18 protein-coding genes are annotated in these 17,287 nt (G+C 70.1%); 4 read left to right on the forward strand and 14 right to left on the reverse strand.

Going from position 1 to position 17,287, the window contains the following annotated elements:
* Positions 1–8 precede the first annotated feature (8 nt).
* Both leuD and P2Q00_RS41150 read left to right on the forward strand, forming a co-directional pair.
* The gene (gene leuD / locus P2Q00_RS41145) at positions 9–605 is read left to right on the forward strand and encodes a 3-isopropylmalate dehydratase small subunit (RefSeq protein ID WP_275779757.1); all 597 of its coding nucleotides are present in this window, start codon (positions 9–11) and stop codon (positions 603–605) included.
* A gap of 127 nt (positions 606–732) precedes the next feature.
* Positions 733–1,290, forward strand: coding sequence for a GH25 family lysozyme (locus P2Q00_RS41150; protein WP_275779759.1), 558 nt, complete (start codon positions 733–735; stop codon positions 1,288–1,290).
* Positions 1,291–1,310: 20 nt separating this feature from the next.
* Here the strand turns inward: P2Q00_RS41150 and P2Q00_RS41155 are convergent, their stop codons facing one another.
* From P2Q00_RS41155 to P2Q00_RS41165, 3 genes are all read right to left on the reverse strand, one after another.
* The gene (locus tag P2Q00_RS41155) at positions 1,311–2,012 is read right to left on the reverse strand and encodes an NADPH-dependent F420 reductase (protein WP_275779835.1); all 702 of its coding nucleotides are present in this window, start codon (positions 2,010–2,012) and stop codon (positions 1,311–1,313) included.
* 130 nt (positions 2,013–2,142) lie between these two features.
* Positions 2,143–2,355, reverse strand: coding sequence for an EF-hand domain-containing protein (locus tag P2Q00_RS41160; RefSeq protein WP_275779761.1), 213 nt, complete (start codon positions 2,353–2,355; stop codon positions 2,143–2,145).
* Between the two features lie 58 nt (positions 2,356–2,413).
* Positions 2,414–3,361, reverse strand: a complete 948-nt coding sequence (locus P2Q00_RS41165; RefSeq protein ID WP_275779763.1) for a MerR family transcriptional regulator — start codon at positions 3,359–3,361, stop codon at positions 2,414–2,416.
* 49 nt (positions 3,362–3,410) lie between these two features.
* On the opposite strand from P2Q00_RS41165, the gene P2Q00_RS41170 reads away from it, so the two are divergent.
* Complete coding sequence (locus P2Q00_RS41170; RefSeq protein ID WP_275779765.1) at positions 3,411–4,079, forward strand: GNAT family N-acetyltransferase; 669 nt, start codon at positions 3,411–3,413, stop codon at positions 4,077–4,079.
* On the opposite strand, the gene P2Q00_RS41175 is transcribed toward P2Q00_RS41170, so the two are convergent.
* The 7 genes from P2Q00_RS41175 to P2Q00_RS41205 all read right to left on the reverse strand — a co-directional run bounded on the left by P2Q00_RS41175 (position 4,033) and on the right by P2Q00_RS41205 (position 11,111).
* Positions 4,033–4,632 (reverse strand): ADP-ribosyltransferase, encoded by a 600-nt coding sequence (locus P2Q00_RS41175; protein ID WP_275779767.1) that lies wholly within the window; start codon positions 4,630–4,632, stop codon positions 4,033–4,035. The two genes, P2Q00_RS41170 and P2Q00_RS41175, sit on opposite strands and share 47 nt — an antisense overlap.
* A gap of 109 nt (positions 4,633–4,741) precedes the next feature.
* Positions 4,742–5,926: a YncE family protein gene (locus P2Q00_RS41180; RefSeq protein WP_275779769.1), complete on the reverse strand. Its 1,185-nt coding sequence runs from the start codon at positions 5,924–5,926 to the stop codon at positions 4,742–4,744.
* Positions 5,926–6,723 carry a polysaccharide deacetylase family protein gene (locus tag P2Q00_RS41185; RefSeq protein WP_275779771.1) on the reverse strand — a complete coding sequence of 266 codons (798 nt, stop codon included), beginning with the start codon at positions 6,721–6,723 and terminating at the stop codon, positions 5,926–5,928. The genes P2Q00_RS41180 and P2Q00_RS41185 overlap by 1 nt, the downstream gene beginning before the upstream one ends.
* An 88-nt stretch (positions 6,724–6,811) precedes the next feature.
* Positions 6,812–7,315, reverse strand: a complete 504-nt coding sequence (locus P2Q00_RS41190) for an ATP-binding protein (RefSeq protein ID WP_115905786.1) — start codon at positions 7,313–7,315, stop codon at positions 6,812–6,814.
* Positions 7,316–7,597: 282 nt separating this feature from the next.
* Positions 7,598–8,365: an enoyl-CoA hydratase/isomerase family protein gene (locus P2Q00_RS41195; RefSeq protein WP_275779772.1), complete on the reverse strand. Its 768-nt coding sequence runs from the start codon at positions 8,363–8,365 to the stop codon at positions 7,598–7,600.
* 78 nt (positions 8,366–8,443) lie between these two features.
* The gene (locus tag P2Q00_RS41200) at positions 8,444–9,685 is read right to left on the reverse strand and encodes a L,D-transpeptidase (protein ID WP_425579605.1); all 1,242 of its coding nucleotides are present in this window, start codon (positions 9,683–9,685) and stop codon (positions 8,444–8,446) included.
* A gap of 163 nt (positions 9,686–9,848) precedes the next feature.
* On the reverse strand, positions 9,849–11,111 hold the full coding sequence (locus tag P2Q00_RS41205; RefSeq protein ID WP_275779774.1) for a L,D-transpeptidase: 1,263 nt from the start codon (positions 11,109–11,111) through the stop codon (positions 9,849–9,851).
* A gap of 262 nt (positions 11,112–11,373) precedes the next feature.
* Between P2Q00_RS41205 and glgX the strand changes: the two genes are divergently transcribed.
* The gene (gene glgX, locus P2Q00_RS41210) at positions 11,374–13,620 is read left to right on the forward strand and encodes a glycogen debranching protein GlgX (protein ID WP_275779777.1); all 2,247 of its coding nucleotides are present in this window, start codon (positions 11,374–11,376) and stop codon (positions 13,618–13,620) included.
* Between the two features lie 76 nt (positions 13,621–13,696).
* On the opposite strand, the gene P2Q00_RS41215 is transcribed toward glgX, so the two are convergent.
* From P2Q00_RS41215 to P2Q00_RS41230, 4 genes are read right to left on the reverse strand one after another with little or no spacing between them, the layout of a single operon-like run.
* Positions 13,697–14,332, reverse strand: a complete 636-nt coding sequence (locus tag P2Q00_RS41215) for a response regulator (RefSeq protein ID WP_275779779.1) — start codon at positions 14,330–14,332, stop codon at positions 13,697–13,699.
* Entirely contained in the window at positions 14,325–15,590 is a 1,266-nt protein-coding gene (locus P2Q00_RS41220) for a sensor histidine kinase (RefSeq protein WP_275779780.1), read from the reverse strand. The genes P2Q00_RS41215 and P2Q00_RS41220 overlap by 8 nt, the downstream gene beginning before the upstream one ends.
* Before the next feature lie 25 nt (positions 15,591–15,615).
* Entirely contained in the window at positions 15,616–16,350 is a 735-nt protein-coding gene (locus tag P2Q00_RS41225) for an ABC transporter permease (protein WP_275779781.1), read from the reverse strand.
* Positions 16,347–17,252 carry an ABC transporter ATP-binding protein gene (locus P2Q00_RS41230; protein WP_275779782.1) on the reverse strand — a complete coding sequence of 302 codons (906 nt, stop codon included), beginning with the start codon at positions 17,250–17,252 and terminating at the stop codon, positions 16,347–16,349. The genes P2Q00_RS41225 and P2Q00_RS41230 overlap by 4 nt, the downstream gene beginning before the upstream one ends.
* Positions 17,253–17,287: the final 35 nt, after the last annotated feature.

The raw sequence follows: 17,287 nt of genomic DNA on the forward strand, positions 1-17,287 counted from the left end.
GACGCCGTATGGAACCGCTCATCCATGTCACCGGGCGTGGGGTGCCCCTGGACCGGCCCAACGTCGACACCGACCAGATCATCCCCGCCGCGTGGCTGAAGAACACCACCCGCACCGGTTACGCCGACGGCCTCTTCGAGCAGTGGCGCCAAGACCCGGGCTTCGTCCTCAACCGGCCCGAGCGTGCCGGGGCGGCGATACTGGTCAGCGGCCCGAACTTCGGCTGCGGTTCGTCGCGTGAGCACGCGCCGTGGGCGCTGCACGAGTGGGGTTTCCGGGCGGTGATCGCGCCGGGGTTCGCGGACATCTTCCGCAACAACATGCCGAACGCCGGGCTGGTCCCCGTATGGTGCGAGCCGGCGGCAGCCGCTGCTCTGATGGCCGCCACCACTGCCGACGCCACCGCCGAGATCAGCATCAACGTGGCCGAGCGCACGGTCACCTGCGAGGCGGCGGGCGTCCGGGCGGCGCCGTTCCGGCTCGACGACGACGCCCGCGACAGACTGGTCTCCGGGCTGACCCAGCTGGAGGTGACGTTGCGCGCCGCCGACCGGATCACGGCGTTCGAGCGGGCTCGCGCCCCCTGGCTGGACGTTTCCGCGTGAGGCCGGCTTCTGTGGCCGACCGGAGCGGACGTTTCCACCCCGTTTCCACATCCGGAACGGATCACCCGTGCGAAGGTGGGAAGACATCAACCGCTCTCCCCCCACCGGCACTTCAGGGAGTCCTTCCATGCTGCGCGGCATCGACGTAAGCGCCTACCAGTCGTCCTCGTACGCCACGGACGGCCTCTCCTTCGTCTTCATCAAGGCGACGGAGGGCCGTTCGTACATCAACCCGAGAGCCGGCGCCCAGACACAACACGGCCGCAACGCCGGCCTCGTCGTCGGCTTCTACCACTTCCTCTGGCCGGGCCATCTCCAGGCCCAGGCGGAGTACTTCGTCGAGCAGGCCCCCTCGAAGGCGGGCGACATCCTTGCCGTGGACTGGGAGACGACCAGCGACGGCTCGCACGCGAGCAACGCGGAGAAGGACCTGTTCCTCCGCAAGGTGAAGGAACTGCGGCCCAACCACCAGGTCGTGCTGTACACGAACCGCGACTACTGGCTGAACGTGGACACCACGTCCTACGCCGGTGACGGCCTCTGGATCGCCGACTACGTCACGGCGGGCAAGCCCCGTATCAAGGCCAAGTGGCGCTTCCACCAGTACAGCAGCGAGCCGCACGACAAGGACGTCGCGGACTTCGCCGACAAGGCCGCACTGAAGGCGTGGGCCGAGGGAGCCTGACCGGGGAGCCGGTGGAGCGCCTACCCCCGGAAGTCCGCCGGGCGTTCCGGTGACGCCTCCGCCAGGGCCTTGGTGACCGTGTCGACGCCGGCCTGCATGCCGTACACGGGTGTGCCGGGCTGCTGGCGCCAGGAGTCGTCCAGGCCGCCGGAGTCGACGGTGTCGAAGCCGAGTTCGTCGATCAGCGCCCGTACCTTCTGCTTCGCCGCCGCGTCGTCGCCCGCCACCGGGAGCGCCATGCGGTCGGGGGCGCCGGCCGGGCGGGGGCGCTCCAGGAGGTCCGCCGCGAACGTCTCGTTGAACGCCTTGATCACGGGGTGGCCGATCTGGCGTTCCGCCCAGCGGCTCTCGGTGAGGCCCTCGTCCTCGATCGCCACGATCCTGCCGTCGCGCTGCGGGTAGTAGTTGCCGGTGTCGATGACCACGACGCCGCCGGCCGCCTCGTCCAGCAGGCCGGACGGGAGGTCCGGGAGCGCCTTCAGGGGGATCGTGACGACGACGATCTCCGCGCCGCGGGCCGCCTCCTCGACCGGCACGGGGGTCGCGCCGGTCTCCTCGGCCAGTGCGGTGAGCGTCTGCGGGCCGCGGGAGTTGGCGACGGAGACGTCGTGGCCGAGGGTGGTGAACCGCCTCGTGAGGTTGCCGCCGATGTTGCCCGCGCCGATGATGCCGATCTTCATGTCGTACTCGCCTCGCCCTTCCGGGGGTCGGTCGGCGTCCATCACGCCGATGCGCAGCACCAACCTCCGAACGGGGCGAGTTGTTCCGGCGACGGGGCAGAAGAGTGAAACCCTGCGCATGACGAAGGGGCGCCCGCGGCCGACAGCCGGCCGGGCGCCCCTTCCGCGCCTGTCACTTGTTCAGGTACGCCCAGAACTCGTCGAACGACAGCACCTTGTCGCCGTTCAGGTCACGCGTCTTGATGATCGCCTCGGCGACCGACTCGGTGACGTTCCAGTCGCCCTCCTGGGCGAGGGCGGCCTTGAACTCGGCGGCGGTGATGGATCCGTCACCGTCGGTGTCGATCCGCTGGAACTGCTTGCGTGCTTCTTCGATGTCCGCCACCGATCCGCCCCTTTTCTCCGAAACTGCGTATCTTGCTGTCGTACTGACGCAGGTCAGATTAGCTGGCCACGCGAACCTTCAGTGCGGCGACCACCCAGGCGAACTCCGGCTCGTACGCCGACTGCGGGCCGAGCCCCGCCACGACCGCCCACAACTGGCGGTACCGGGCCACGCGGACGTTGGAGCCCGCCTTCAGCCGCCTCAACACCTCGGCCCGGTCCGCGTCGCCGAGCAGCCCGCGCAGGAGTTCCTCGGCCTCGGGCGCCTCGGGGGCGATGCCCCGCTCCAGGGCCTGCCCCGCGAGCTGCACCAGGCGGCTCATGAACCACAGCGAGGTGCCCGCGGGGACGTCCGGGCCGCGGTCCGCCGCGTTGAACTCGATCATCCTGCGCATCAGGCCCCGGAACTCGGGGTCCTGCATCATCTCGGCGAGCTCCACCCAGGCGTCCACCTGCTCGGGGGTCGGCTCGTCCGGCAGGTCCGCCGGGGCGAACCGCAGCCGCTTGCGGATGTCGGGGTCGGCCGTGTCGAGCCCGTCGAAGATCTCCGTCGTGAAGTCCTCGACGATACGGGCCCGCTCGGCGGCCGACAGCCGCGCCAGTTTGTTCATCAGGGTCATCTCCTCTGCGGTCGAACCGCGTCGCGCCACGGTCGACAGCACCGCACGGGTCACCTTCAGCGAGCGGATCTGCGCGTCCAGCGCCACCACGTGCGCCGCCGCGACCTGAGCGACCGTCCGCTCCCCGTCCAGCACCTTGCGCACGTCGTCCAGGCCGAGGCCCAGCTCACGCAAGGTGCGGATCAGCTCAAGGCGGGCGGCGGACTCGGCGTCGTAGAGCCGGTAGCCGCCCGCGGAACGGGTCACGGGGGTCAGGACGCCCTCGTCGGACCAGTAGCGGATGGTGCGCACGGTCAGTCCGGTGGACCGCGCCAGCTCGCCGATGGTGAAAAGTCCGGTGCCGTCGTACGGGGGGTCTGGGGGGTCTCCCCCCGGATGGCTCAGCATGTGTGTGAGTCTGGGCCTTCCAGTGGGTGGAGACTCAAGGAGCGCGGTGGTGGAGACTCTCCGGGAGATTCTCGACGCGGCGGCGCGGGGTGTCTTCCCGCCGGCGGACGGCGGTACGACCGTCGTGCCGCAGGCCTCGCACCGGGACGCCGGGGTCATCGCCTTCACCGCGCACTCCGTCGTCTTCACCGACGAGGATCCGGCGTGGGTCTACGAGACGCTGCGCGCCGTCGACTGCGACGAACTGGCCGCGAGCATGAACGCACGGTTCCTCACGGCCCTGCTGGAGCGGACGGGTCGCCGGACCGACACGATCGACGCGCTCCTGGTCGGCGATCCGCTGCCGGGCGACCCTCCCCTGGCCCTGACGGAGATCACCGACGCCGGTCATCCCCGGGCCGCCCGGGCCCGTACGCACCGCGACGACGTGCGGCTGTGGGCTGCGGAGGGCGGCGTGGTGCTGCTGGGCCGCGGGGTCGCCGGGCGGCTGGAGGTCGCGGTCGAGGTGGACGAGGAGGTACGGCACCGGGGGCTGGGGCGGCTGCTGGTGACGGCGGCGCGGCACCTGGCCGAGGAGCCGGTGTGGGCCCAGGTGTCACCGGGGAACGCCCGCAGCATGCGGGCGTTCCAGGCTGCGGGCTACCGTCCGGTGGGTGCGGAGGCGCTGCTGCTCAGTGCCACGGCTCGTAGTACGGGTTGCTCTGGCAGTCGCTCATGATCTCGGTCTTGGTCTTCTTGTCGACCGGGCAGACACCGATGATGTACTGCCGCGCGATGCCGCCGGGGAAGGCCACCTCGACCTGGTCGGCCCATTTGTGGGTGTCGCCGATGGTCTTGTTGACGTCGACGCCGCCCGGAGCGTCGATGTAGTAGTTGAAGCCCGATTTGTACCAGGTCTTGTACAGGTCGTGGTCGTACGACGTCGACACGTACGGGGAGGGCTGGTTGACGAGGACGTACTGCTCGATGTCGTACTGGCCGTTGATGACGTCCTTGGGGTGGAAGCCCTGCTCGAAGACGAGTGCCGGGCCGCGGCTGTCGCTGCGGTAGAGGGTGCCGCAGGTCTTGCGCCAGACCGGTTCGGGTGTGATGCGGTCGACGTCGACGCGGCGGTCCACGGCCGCCTTGACCGGGTCGGCGAACTGGGGACAGGCAGGAGCGGCGGCCTTCGCGGGGGTGGCGGTGGGGACGGTCGCGGCCGTCGTCGCGAAGACTGCCGCGAGGGACAGGACGACGGCAGCGGCCCGCCGCCGCAGGCGAGTTGTGATCATGGAGTGGACGATCCCCGTCACACGGCGGCGGAATGCGTATGGTCACTCGTTCGGCGGCGTGTCCCCCGCCTTTCTCAGCCTTTCTCGGTTTTTCTCAACTCGCCGTGTTTCAGCGGAAGATGCCCGTGTGGCCGAGGGAGTAGCGGCCCGGCTGCGGGTACACGGCGAGGCCGTGCGGGCCGCTGCCGACCCTGATGCGGGCGAGTTGCTCCCCGGTGCGGGTGTCGATGGCGTACACCTCGGAGTTGTAACGCCCGGACAGCCACAGGACCTTGCCGTCGGCCGATACGCCGCCCATGTCGGGGCTGCCGCCGTTCGGCAGGTGCCATTTCGCGGTGAGCCTGTTCTGCGCGAAGTCGAAGATGGAGATGGTGCCTTCGCCGCGGTTGGAGATGTACATCACGCGCGAGTCGCGGCTGACGTAGAGGCCGTGGGCGCCCTTGCCGGTGGGCAGGAGGGTCGGCGTGGTGAACTTGTCGCCGTCCAGGACCCATACGCCGTCGGCCATCATGTCGGCGATGTAGAACCTCCTGCCGTCGGGCGAGATCTTGACGTCCTGCGGCATCGCGCCGTGGAACGGCAGCTTCTCCTGCCCGATCACCTTCATCTTCGCCGTGTCGACCTTGAGCAGTTCGCCGCTGAACTCGCAGGAGACGATGAAGTAGCGGCCGTCGACGGAGAAGTCGGCGTGGTTGACGCCGTAGCAGCTGACCGGGACCGTCTTCTCGACCTTCATGGTGTGCGCGTCGCGGAAGACGAGAGCGCGGTCGAGCGAGGCCATCACGATCGCGTACTTGCCGTTGGGCGTGAAGTAGAGGTTGTAGGGGTCGTGCACATCGACGGCCTTGCCGGCCTTGCCCGTCCTCGGGTCGATGGGGGTGAGGGTGTTGCCCCGGTCGTTGTTGACCCACAGCGTCTTCATGTCCCAGGAGGGGACGACGTGCTGGGGCTGGGTGCCGACCGGGATCGTCTCGATGACCTTGTACGTCTTCGGGTCGATGACCGAGACGGTGTTGGAGTTGGTGTTGGGGACGTAGACCCGGGACGGGAAGTCCCTTACCACCGGGGAGAGTTGGTTGGGTCGGTCGGCCGCGTACACGTCGCGCGGATCGAGCACCGGCGGCATTCCGGGCAGGCCCAGGACGGCCGTCTTCTTCTTCGCCGGGGCGACGGCGGCCTTGCTGCCGAGGGCCTCGTCCTGGTGGTGCGAGCCGCTGGTGCAGGCGGCGAGGGTGGTGAGCGAGGCGAGCGCGGCGGTCGCGATCAGGGCGCGGGTGAGCCGGGTGGGGTTCATCAGCTGAACAGCTCCGTGGTGGTCACCGCGGCCAGGCCGCGGCGGGCGAGTTCTTCCAGTACGACGGGGAGGGCGGCGACCGTGTCCGGGTACCCGAAATGCATGCTCACCACGGATCCGTTGCGGACCTCGTCGAGGACCTTGCGCCGGACGGCGTCGGCGCCGGGCCGGGTGTAGTCGAGGGAGTCGACGTCGTACGAGAGGACGTGCGGATAGCCGGCGCTGCGGGCCAGGCGTACGACCAGCGGCGACGCGAGGGGGGCGCGGGAGGGGCGGAACCAGGTGCCGATGGAGCCGGTGAGGTGCCGCAGGCGGTCGGCGCAGGCGGTGATCTCGCTGCGTGCGTCGGCCTCGGACATGTCGTTGACGGCCAGGTGGCGCTGGGTGTGGTTGCCGAGGTCGTGGCCGCCGTCGAGGATGCGGCGGGCCATGTCCGGGTGTTCGTCGAGCCACGTGCCGACGGCCAGGACGGTGAGGTGGGCGCCGTGCTTCTCGGCCGCGGTGAGGAGGGCGTGGGCGATGGCGGGGTCGCCCTGGCCGTGGAAGGTGAGGGCGACCCTGGGGTGGGTGCGGGGGCCGTGGGTGAGCTGGGCGGGTTGGCCCGGGTAGCTGCGGGGGGTGGGTGCGGCGGACGGTGTGGGGGGAGGGGAGGAGGACGGCGGGTGCGTCGGCGAGGGTGAAGTGGGGTGCGCGACGGCGCCGTTCGGACCGCATCCTGCGGTGAGGGCGCCTGCGGCGAGGAGGCCGGCGCCCGTGCGTAGCGCCGTACGGCGGTCGGTCGGGGTCACCCGCACCATTTAAGAGGCGAAGAGTAAGAAAACGGCCGATTGACCCGATCGGGGGACATTTTTCGGGTCGCGGTAAACCTGGCCGGTTCGGGGGCTCCTAGCGGTCCGCCACCCTCATCTCGAACCAGGTCGTCTTGCCGCGCGGCAACAGGTCGACTCCCCAGCGGTCGGAGAGCTTGTCGACGAGGAACAGGCCCCGGCCGCTGATGTCCGTCTCCTGGACCGGCATGAGACAGGGCAGGCCCCGGGAGGGGTCGCGGACCTCGATACGGATCCAGCCCCGGCGGCGGCGCATCCGGAGACCGAAGACTCGGGCGCCGGTGTGGCGGACCGCGTTGCCGACCAGTTCGGAGACAAGCAGGACGGCGTCTTCCGTCATCTTGGGGGTGAGACCCCACTGGCGCAGGACCACGACCTGGGTGAGACGGCGGGCGGTGGCCGCGGACTCCGGGCGGGACGGCAGCGGGACCTCCGCCTCGGTCGGGTTGCCGAACAACTCGAGTGCCTTGAGGGCCCGTTCGTCCTCGACCGCGGGTGACCAGCGCGCCGCCGTCGCACGGCCGTGTCCCCGCGGCTGTTCGATGCCCTCCAGCCCCGCCATGCCCCCATCATGGCCGCCCAGAGCGTCCTCCGGGGCCGTTCCGGAGGAATACGCCCCCCGGAATACGTCGCTCCGAATAGGTCGTTCGACATATGCCACAGGCAGTTCGAAGGCTTCCATGGCCCGTCTGAGCTGCGGTGAAGGCTCCGCTGAAGGCAATCGACGGTCTCCCTCGACAAGGCAGACTTAAGGTTGCCTTAAGGCTCCCATAAACCGCCCCATCGAGGGACCCGGATCAGACACCGCGTCAATTGCAAGCGGTTCAGCGGTACTCAGAGAAGTTCAGAGGAACTTGGCCTTGCCCGGCCCCTCCTCCACGAAGCTCCGCATCCCGCGCTCACGGTCCTCCGTCGCGAACAGCCCCGCGAACCAGTTCCGTTCCACGGCCAGGCCCGTCTCGATGTCCGTCTCCAGTCCGGTGTCGACCGACTCCTTCGCGGCCCGGAGCGCCATCGCCGGGCCCTGTGCCAGCCTCGCCGCCCACTCGTGCGCGGCAGTGTAGACCTCCTCGGCCGACACCACCCGGTCCACCAGACCCAGCGTCAGCGCCTCGTCCGCCTTGACCATACGGCCGGTGAAGATCAGGTCCTTGGCCTTCGACGGGCCGATCAGACGGGACAGCCGCTGGGTGCCGCCGGCGCCCGGGATCAGGCCCAGCAGGATCTCCGGCTGCCCCAGCTTGGCGTTCTCGGCGGCAATCCGGTAGTCCGCGCACAGCGCCAACTCGCAGCCGCCGCCGAGCGCATAGCCGGTGATCGCCGCGACCACCGGCTTGGGGATGCGGGCCACCGCCGTGAACGAGTCCTGCAGGGCGCGGGCGCGCAGGACCATCGCCGTGTGGTCCATGTTCTGCATTTCCTTGATGTCCGCACCCGCCGCGAACACCTTCTCCCCGCCGTACACGATCACGGCCCGTACGTCGTCGCGACGGGTCGCTTCCTCGGCGAGTTCCTTCAGCCGGTCCTGGGTGGCGACGTCCAGCGCGTTCATCGGCGGACGGTCGAGGCGGATGGTGCCGACGCCTTCGGCGACTTCGAGATTCACGGTCATGCAGGCAGGTTAACGGGCATTAACGACGACGGCCCCGGTGCCGTACCTCACACACCGGGGCCGTAGATCAGAAGTCGCTCACGACTTCCACTTCTCCCACGAAATGTTCCAGCCGTTGAGGCCGTTGGCCGGATCGACCGTCGCGTCATGGGCGTTCTTCACGACCACCACGTCGCCGATGATCGAGTGGCTGTAGAACCAGGCCGCCGGTGTGCCGCTGTCGTAGCCGCCGCGCACGTCGCGCAGGCCGATGCAGCCGTGGCTGGCGTTGTAGTTGCCGAAGGCGTCGCCGCCCCAGTAGTTGCCGTGGGCGAACGTGCCCGAGTCGGTCAGGCGGATGGCGTGGGGCACGTCCTTGATGTCGTACTCCTTGCCGTAGCCCACCGTCTCGCTGTTCATCCGCGTCTCGGTGAACTTCTCGCTCATGACCATCTGGCCGTTCCAGGTGTCGTATCCCGGCTTGCCGGTGGTGACCGGGATGGTCTTGATGACCTTGCCGTCCTGGGTGACCTTCATCGTGTGCTTCTTGGCGTCCACATAGGAGACCTGGTCGCGGCCGATGGTGAACTTCACCGTCTTGGCCTGCGAGCCGTAGACGCCGGAGCGGCCCTCGACACCGTCGAGGTTCAGCTTGACCGTGACCTTGGTGCCGGACTTCCAGTACTGCTCGGGGCGGAAGTCGAGGCGGTCGTTGCCGAACCAGTGGCCCTCGACGTCGACGGCCGGCTCGGTCTTGATGCTGATGGCCTTCTCGACGTCCTCGGGGTGCGTGATGCCCCGGGTGAAGCGGATGGAGAACGGCATGCCCACGCCGACGGTGGAGCCGTCCTCGGGGACGTAGGTGCCGATGAAGGTGTTCTTCGGGGTCAGTGTGGTGAAGCTGGAGTCCTCGGCCGCCACCAGGCCCGCGGAGTCCTTGGCGACCGCGTGCACCGTGTACTTGGTGGAGGCCGCCAGGTGGGTGGACGGCGTCCAGCCGGTGCCGCCGCCCGTGACGGTCCCGGATATCTCCGCGCCCTTGGGGTCCTTGACCTCGACGGTGGTCAGCTTGCCCTTGCCGACGCTGACCTTGAGGGCTCCGCTGGTGTCGACGGACTTTGCGCCGTCCTTGGGGGCGATGGTGACGACGGCCTGCGACTGCTTGCTCTGCGCCGAGCCCGCGTCCTTGCCCTTGCCGTCACCGGAAGATCCGGAACCCGAACCGCCCCCTCCGCACGCGGTGACGGCCAGCACCAGCACCCCGGATATCAGTGCCAACAGTCCCTTGCCCCCACGCCCGCGCGCGTCAACCGACGCCCCCGATATCGGCCGCACGTTCAAATCGTTCTCCCCTCATCGGGCCTGGTCGGGCCCGCACCCCGCGCGTACCGCGCGCGCATTGGCGCAATTTAACCCCAAAGGTTTTGGGGATCGTGTCAGGTGAAGGTCACCGTTCAGTCGCAACATCGGCCAGGCGCCTGCCTCATCCCCGTCTCCCCTCTGGTTACTTGACCGCGCCGCCCGCCTTCCACTCCTTCCAACCCATATTCCACCCTCCGAGGCCGTTGTCAGGAGCGACCTTTTTGTCATTGCTGTGGACGACCTGGATGACGTCCCCGACGAGACTGCGGTCGAAGAACCAGCCGGCCGGGGTGTCGGAGCTGCCGCCCTTGACGTCCATGAGCCCCACGCACCCGTGGCTGACGTTGACGTGCCCGGGGGCGTTCGGCGCCCAGTAGTTGCCGTGCAGGAAGGTGCCGGAGTCGGTGAGGCGCAGGGCGTGCGGAACGTCCGGGATGTCGTACTCGCCCTTGCCGTTCTCCTTCTTGAAGCCGACCGTCGCGCCGTTCATCCGGGTCAGCTCCAGCATCTCCATCACCACCATCTTCCCGTTGTAGGTGGTGTGCTTGGGCGCCCCGGCCGTGATCGGCACGGTGGCGAGGAGCGCCCCGTCCCGCCGTACCTGCATGGTGTGCGCGGCCGCGTCGACCAGGGAGATCTGGCTGCGGCCGACGGTGAAGGAGAACGTCTTGTACTGCAGCCCGTAGACGCCGGGCGCGCCCTCGACGTCGCGCAGCCGCAGGGAGACGGTGACCTGGGTGCCGGGCTTCCAGTACCGCTCGGGGCGGAAGTCGAGGCGGTCCTTGCCGAACCAGTGCGGGCGGATCTCGACCGGCGGCCTCGCGGTGACCTGGACGGCGCGCTCGACGGTGGCGCGGTGTTCGATCTCGCGGTTGAACTCCAGGGAAACGATCATTCCGGTGCCGACCGTGGAACGGTTCTCCGGGGTGACGTACGCGATGAAGCGCTCGTCGGGAACGTCCGTGGTGAACGTCGCGTGCCGTGCGGACCTGCGGCCGTGGCCGTCCAGGGCCACCGCGTCGACCGTGTACTTGGCGGCGAGTGCGAGTCTGCGCTCGTCGGGTTCCCAGCTCAGGCCGTCCTCGGAGATACGGCCGGGCACCTCGGAGTCCTGCGCGTCCTGCGACTTGACGACCTTGACCGACTCCAGTCGTCCGCCCGGCACCCGCACCTGGAGTGTGCGGCCGGGCCGGACGCCCTTGCTGCCGTCGTCAGGGGAGATCCGGATGACGTCCTCGGGTGCCGGGGGTTTGCCGAGTACCTCGCCGATGTCACTCCGCTCCGCCGGGTTCGAAGAGCAGCCTGCGGCTCCGGCCAGCAGCCCTGCCCATGTCAGTACGGCGGCCAGCGCGGCCCCTGCGCGCCATGCGCGCTGTGCGCGCCCTTGTGCATGCCTCTGCCTCACGGCGTACCCAACGACGGGGGCGCTCCGCGGGTTGTGCCGTTAGGTCGTCTTTCGTCTGCGGCGCCATTGTGGCTGGTCGCGCCCCGCGGCGGAGCCGCTGATGTCACGGTCCCGCGCCCCTATAGGGGCGCTGCTGCACCGGATGAGACTTCGCCCCCCGTGCTCTGGGCAGAACAGTGGGGAGGACGACGCAATGAGGAGCCCGGCCGGGACGCCGAGCGCTCCTTTCCAGGTCGTTCCTGGAGCCGTGGGAGGCGGACTGGTGTCCAGCGCAGCCGAGCAGGAGGCGGTGGCCGAGGGGCGCGCCGACGAGGGTGAACGCCCGGCCGCCGTGGTCAACGGCGCGCCCCGCAAGGTGCCGGGCGTGCCCGTGCGGCCGGGTGCGCCGATGCCGCTCGGGGCCAGGTTCCGGGTCGGCCCGGACGGTGTGGCGGGCACCAACTTCGCGCTGTGGGCGGGCGGGGCGGAGGCCGTGGAGCTGTGTCTGTTCGACGAGGGCGGCAAGGAGACCCGAGCGCGGCTGACCGAGCTGACGCACGAGATCTGGCACGGCTTCGTGCCGGGTGTGATGCCCGGGCAGCGGTACGGCTACCGGGTGCACGGGCGCTGGGACCCGTGGACCGGCGGCCGCTGGAACCCGGCGAAGCTGCTTCTCGACCCGTACGCGCGCGCGGTGGACGGCGACTTCGGCCTGCCGCCCGAGGTGTACGGGCATGTGCGGGACTGGCCGCAGCAGCAGGTGGCGGACACCGTGCGCGACGACCGGGACTCGGCGCCGTACGTCCCCAAGGGTGTCGTGGTCCACGATGACGACGACTGGGCCGACGACCGCCGGCCGAAGACGCCGTGGGCGGACTCGGTCATCTATGAGCTGCATGTCAGGGGGTTCACCGCGCTGCACCCGGGGATCCCGGAGGAACTCCGCGGTACGTACGCCGGATTGGCGCATCCCGCCGCCGTCGAGCACCTGGTCAAGCTGGGTGTGACGGCCGTGGAACTGCTGCCGGTGCACCAGTTCGCGCACGAGGACCATCTGTTGAGGAGGGGCCTGAAGAACTACTGGGGCTACAACTCCATCGGCTACTTCGCCCCGCACGCCGCGTACGCCGCATCCGGTACGACGGGTCAGCAGGTCGGCGAGTTCAAGCGCATGGTGCGCGCGCTGCACGCGGCCGGCATCGAGGTCATCCTCGACGTGGTCTACAACCACACGGCGGAGGCGGGCGAGCTGGGCCCGACGCTCTCCCTGAAGGGCATCGACAACCGCGGCTACTACCGCTTGCAGTCGGACGCGCGTCGATACGCCGACTACACGGGCTGCGGCAACACCCTGCACGTGGTCCAGCCGCACGTACTCCGCCTGATCACCGACTCCCTGCGCTACTGGGTGACGGAGATGGGCGTCGACGGCTTCCGGTTCGACCTGGCCGCTGCCCTCGCCCGCTCCATGCACGACGTCGACATGCTGTCGCCGTTCCTCGCGGTCATCGCGCAGGACCCGGTGCTGCGGCGGGTGAAGCTGATCGCCGAACCGTGGGACGTGGGCTCCGGGGGCTACCAGGTGGGGTCCTTCCCACCCCTGTGGACGGAGTGGAACGACCGGTACCGCAACGCCGTCCGGGACTTCTGGCGGGGCGCGCTGCCGGACGTACGGGATCTGGGCTACCGGCTGTCGGGGTCGAGCGACCTGTACGCCTGGGGCGGGCGCCGCCCCTACGCCTCCGTCAACTTCATCACCGCGCACGACGGTTTCACCCTGCGCGACCTGGTGTCGTACGAACGCAAGCACAACGAGGCGAACGGCGAGGGCAACCGGGACGGTTCGGACGACAACCGGTCATGGAACTGCGGGGCGGAGGGCGAGACGCCCGACGAGCGCGTACGGGGCCTGCGGCGACGGCAGTTGCGGAATCTGCTGACGACCCTGCTGCTGTCGACGGGCGTGCCGATGCTGGTGGCCGGCGACGAACTGGGGCGCACCCAGCGCGGCAACAACAACGCCTACTGCCAGGACAACGAGATCAGCTGGCTCGACTGGGGGCTGCTGGAAGAGCCGGGCTGGAAGGCCCTGTCCGACCTCACGGCCCGGCTCATCGAACTGCGGCACCAGCACCCCGTGCTGCGCCGCCGGGCCTTCTTCTCGGGGCGGGCGCACTCCGCCGACGGGCTGCGCGACCTGGCCTGGTTCACCGCGCGCGGCACGGAGATGACGGAACGGGACTGGTACGCGCCCGCCGCCACGCTCGGCATGTATCTGTCCGGGCGGGACATACCGGGCCGGGACGAGCACGGCGACCCGATCCTCGACGACAGCTTCCTCGCCGTCCTGCACGCCGGGGACCGCCCGGTGAGCTTCGTCCTGCCGGGGCCGCCGTGGGCCGAGCGGTACGAGGTGGTCGTGGACACGTCGCGGGAGGCGCAGGGCGAGGAGCCGGGGGTGGTGCACCGGGCGGGGACGGCGATCACGGTGCCGGCCCGGGCGGTGCTGCTGCTGCGGGTGTTGGGGTGAGGGAGGTTCGCCCCCGCCGCCCCTGGGGGCTGCCGCCCCCAGACCCCCGCTTCGGCCTGAACGGCCTCGTCCCGAGCTAGCCGAGGATCCCCCGCTGATACGCCGTCGCGACCGCCGCCGCGCGGTCGTTGACGCCCAGCTTGGCGTACAGGTGGGTGAGATGGGTCTTCACGGTCGCCTCGCTGATGAACAGTTCGCGGGCGATCTCGCGGTTGGACGTGCCCCTGGCGACCAGGGCGAGGACCTCGCGTTCGCGGGTGGACAGGGGCTCGTTGCCGGGGGCTCGGACGGCTGACACCAGGCGGGACGCCACTGCCGGGGAGAGGACCGTACGTCCCTCGGCGGCGGCGCGGACAGCCGTGAACAGTTCGTCGCGCGGGGCGTCCTTCAGCAGATAGCCCGTCGCGCCCGCCTCGATCGCGGGCAGGGTGTCCGAGTCGGTGTCGTACGTCGTCAGGACCAGGACCTTGGCGCGGGCACCGCGCCGGGTGAGTTCGCGGATGGCGTCCACCCCTCCGCCGCCGGGCATCCGCAGATCCATCAGGATCACGTCCGGGTCGAGGGCCTCGGCCCCGGCGACGGCCTCGACGCCGTCGGCCGCCTCGCCGAGGACCCGGAAGCCCGGCGCGGACTCGAACATGCCGCGCAGACCGTCCCGTACGACGGGATGGTCGTCGACGATCAACAGGGAGATCAACGGCTCGTCACTCATGGCGGACCAACGGTACGCGAGCCGACAACGCGGTGCCGTGGCCCGGTTCCGACTCCACGGTCAGGGAACCCGCGATGCGTTCGGCGCGGGCGCGCATGCCGTCGAGGCCGAAGCCGCCCGCGCGGGTGCGGGCGGGGAGGGCCAGGGGGTCGAAGCCGGTGCCGTCGTCGCGGATGTCGAGGATGACCTCGTCGCCCAGGAAGGAGAGGGTGACGCCGACGCGGGCGGCGCGGGCGTGGCGGGCCGCGTTGGAGAGGGCCTCCTGGACGATACGGAGCAGCGTGGCCGCGACCTCCTCGTGGAGCTGTTCCGTGATTCCGGTGACCGTGAACTCGGCGCGTACGCCCGTCCGTTCGCCCCATTCGGCGACCGTCTTCTTCAGGGCCTCCGGCAGCCCGTCGTTCTCCAGCGCCACCGGCGCCAGGTTGTGCACGGAACGGCGGGCCTCGCCGAGGCTGTGCCGGGCCAGCTCCATGGCGCGGCCCATGTGCTCGCGGGCCTGGTCCCGGTCGGGCGTGTTCGCGACCACCTGGAGCTGGGCGATGATGCCGGTCAGCCCTTGGGCGATGGTGTCGTGGATCTCAGCGGCCAGGCGCCGGCGCTCGTCGGCGACCCCGGCCTCCCTTGCCTGGACGAGGAGTTGGGCGTGCAGGGCGGCGTTCTCGTCGAGGGCCTGCTGCAACGCCGCGTTGGTGCGTTCGAGCTCGGTGATGGTCTCGGTGCGCTCGCGGGCCCGCTGCTGCTCCTGGTCGGTGAGATGGGCGACCACCATCTGCAGGCCGGAGTTGGCGACCAGCAGTCCGGCGAAGACGACCCACTGGGCCAGGCTCTCGAACGGCATCCCCCCGGCCTGCGCACCGGCCACGGTGACCGCGCTCGCCAGCAGTCCGAGCCGCTGCCACAACCTGCCCGGGATCGTCTCGTCGGCGTCCATGTAGCCGGCGGCGGCGTAGAAGGCGAAGACCCCGCTGATCCAGGTGAGGGCGAAGGCCAGGGCCCAGCGGACGACGTAGTACGCCGTCCCGGTCCGGGACGGCGTCCGGCGGCGGTCGCCGCGGCGGAGGCGGGTGGAGTGCCACCAGAGCTGGAGCCCGACCGCGGCGGCGATCAGGAACCAGGCGGTGTACCACGTGGCCGCACTGGTCCCCGCACCGGCCGAGGCGACCCCGAGGACGACGCTGATGCCGAGCAGCCCGTAGGGCCCCCAGGTGTGCAACTGGTCCCAGCGCCGGTCGATCCGGCTGTCCGCGACGGTCATCTCCCCAGTCTGCACGGCCGGCCGCCTACTCCCAGCGGAACCAGCGGCTCGCGGCCCCGGTCAGCAGCAGGATCCACATCGCCAGCACGCCCAGGTGCCCCCAGCCCGGCCAGTGCCCGGCCGCGGCCTGGTTCAGGGCCTGCGCGGCCGCTCCGAAGGGCGTGTATCCGACGATCCGGGCCATCAGGTGCGGCATGGCCTGCGTCGGCAGCCACACTCCCGCGCAGAACATCGACGGGAAGAAGACGGCCGAGCCGATCGCGCCCGCGATCTTCGTCGTACGGGACAGCGCCGACACCACCGATCCGAGAGCGAGGGCGACCAGGACGGCCAGCAGCAGGGCGAGGACGTATCCGAAGGGCTGTTTGGGCAGTCGTACGTCGAAGCCGAGGCGCCCCACCGCGAGGGAGAGCAGCGCCGATGCGAGGGCGGCTCCGCCGTACACCAGCATCTGCGCGGACAGCAGGGTGGACGGGCGGACCGGTGTGGTGGCCATCCGGCGCAGGATGCCGCGCTCGCGGTAGCCGGTGAGGGTCTGCGGCATCGACTGCAGTCCGCCGACGATCATGCCGAGCAGGACGGCGACCGGGACGTAGACGTCGATGGTGCGCAGACCGCCGAGGTCGCCGTGGTGGTCCCGGAAGGACGGGATGGAGCCGAGGATGACGAGGAGGAGGGTCGGGAAGAGCAGGATCCAGAAGAGGGCGCCGGGTTCGCGGCGGAACAGGCGGATCTCGGTCTTCAGTACGGCGGTGCTCATGCGGTTGCCTCCTTCGTCAGGTCGAGGAACGCGTCGTCGAGCGTGGCGTCCACGACGCGGAGCTGGTGGGCGGTGATGCGGTGGCGGGCGAGGAGGGTGATGACGGCGTTGACCGTCTCGTCGGTGCCGGAGAGGGTGATACGGCCGTCCTTGTGCTCGATCGAGGCGAGCGCGGGAAGCGCGTTGAGGTCACGGTCGTCCAGTGGTGCGGACGGGGTGAAGCTGATGACGGTGGCTCCCGCCGAGCGCCGGATGAGGCCCGCCGGGGTGTCCAGGGCGGCCACCCGTCCCTTGTCGATCACGGCGATCCGGTCGCACAGGCGCTGCGCCTCCTCCATGAAGTGGGTGACGAGAAGGACCGTCACCCCGCCTGCCCGGACGTCCTCGATCAGCTGCCAGGTGTCCCGACGGGCCCGCGGGTCCAGACCGGTCGTCAGCTCGTCCAGGACGACGACCCGCGGGTTGCCGATCAGGGCGAGCGCGATGAACAGGCGCTGCTTCTGGCCGCCGGAGAGCTTGGCGAACCGGGTGGTCAACTTGGCGGTCAGGCCGAGGCGTTCGGCGAGCGGCGCCCAGTCGAGCGGGCTCGGGTAGAAGGAGGCGTACAGCTCCAGGGCTTCTCGGACGGTGAGCTTGGCCTGCAGTTCGCTCTCCTGGAGCTGGGCACCCAGGACGCGCGCCACGCGTGCGTGGTCGGCGACGGGGTCGAGGCCGGTGACGCGGACGTGGCCGGCGTCGGGGACCCTGAGCCCCTCGACGCACTCGACGGTGGTGGTCTTGCCGGCGCCGTTCGGGCCGAGGATCCCGAAGATCTCGCCCTCCTCGACGGCGAAGGAGACACCGTCGACGACGGGCCGGCCGTCGTAGGACTTGCGCAGTTCGGTGACTTCGATGACGGGCATGGGTTCAGAGTCGCGGGGAGGCGGTGGGCGCCACA

The organism is Streptomyces coacervatus (assembly GCF_029223485.1).
In the GTDB taxonomy this organism is placed as follows: domain Bacteria; phylum Actinomycetota; class Actinomycetes; order Streptomycetales; family Streptomycetaceae; genus Streptomyces; species Streptomyces coacervatus.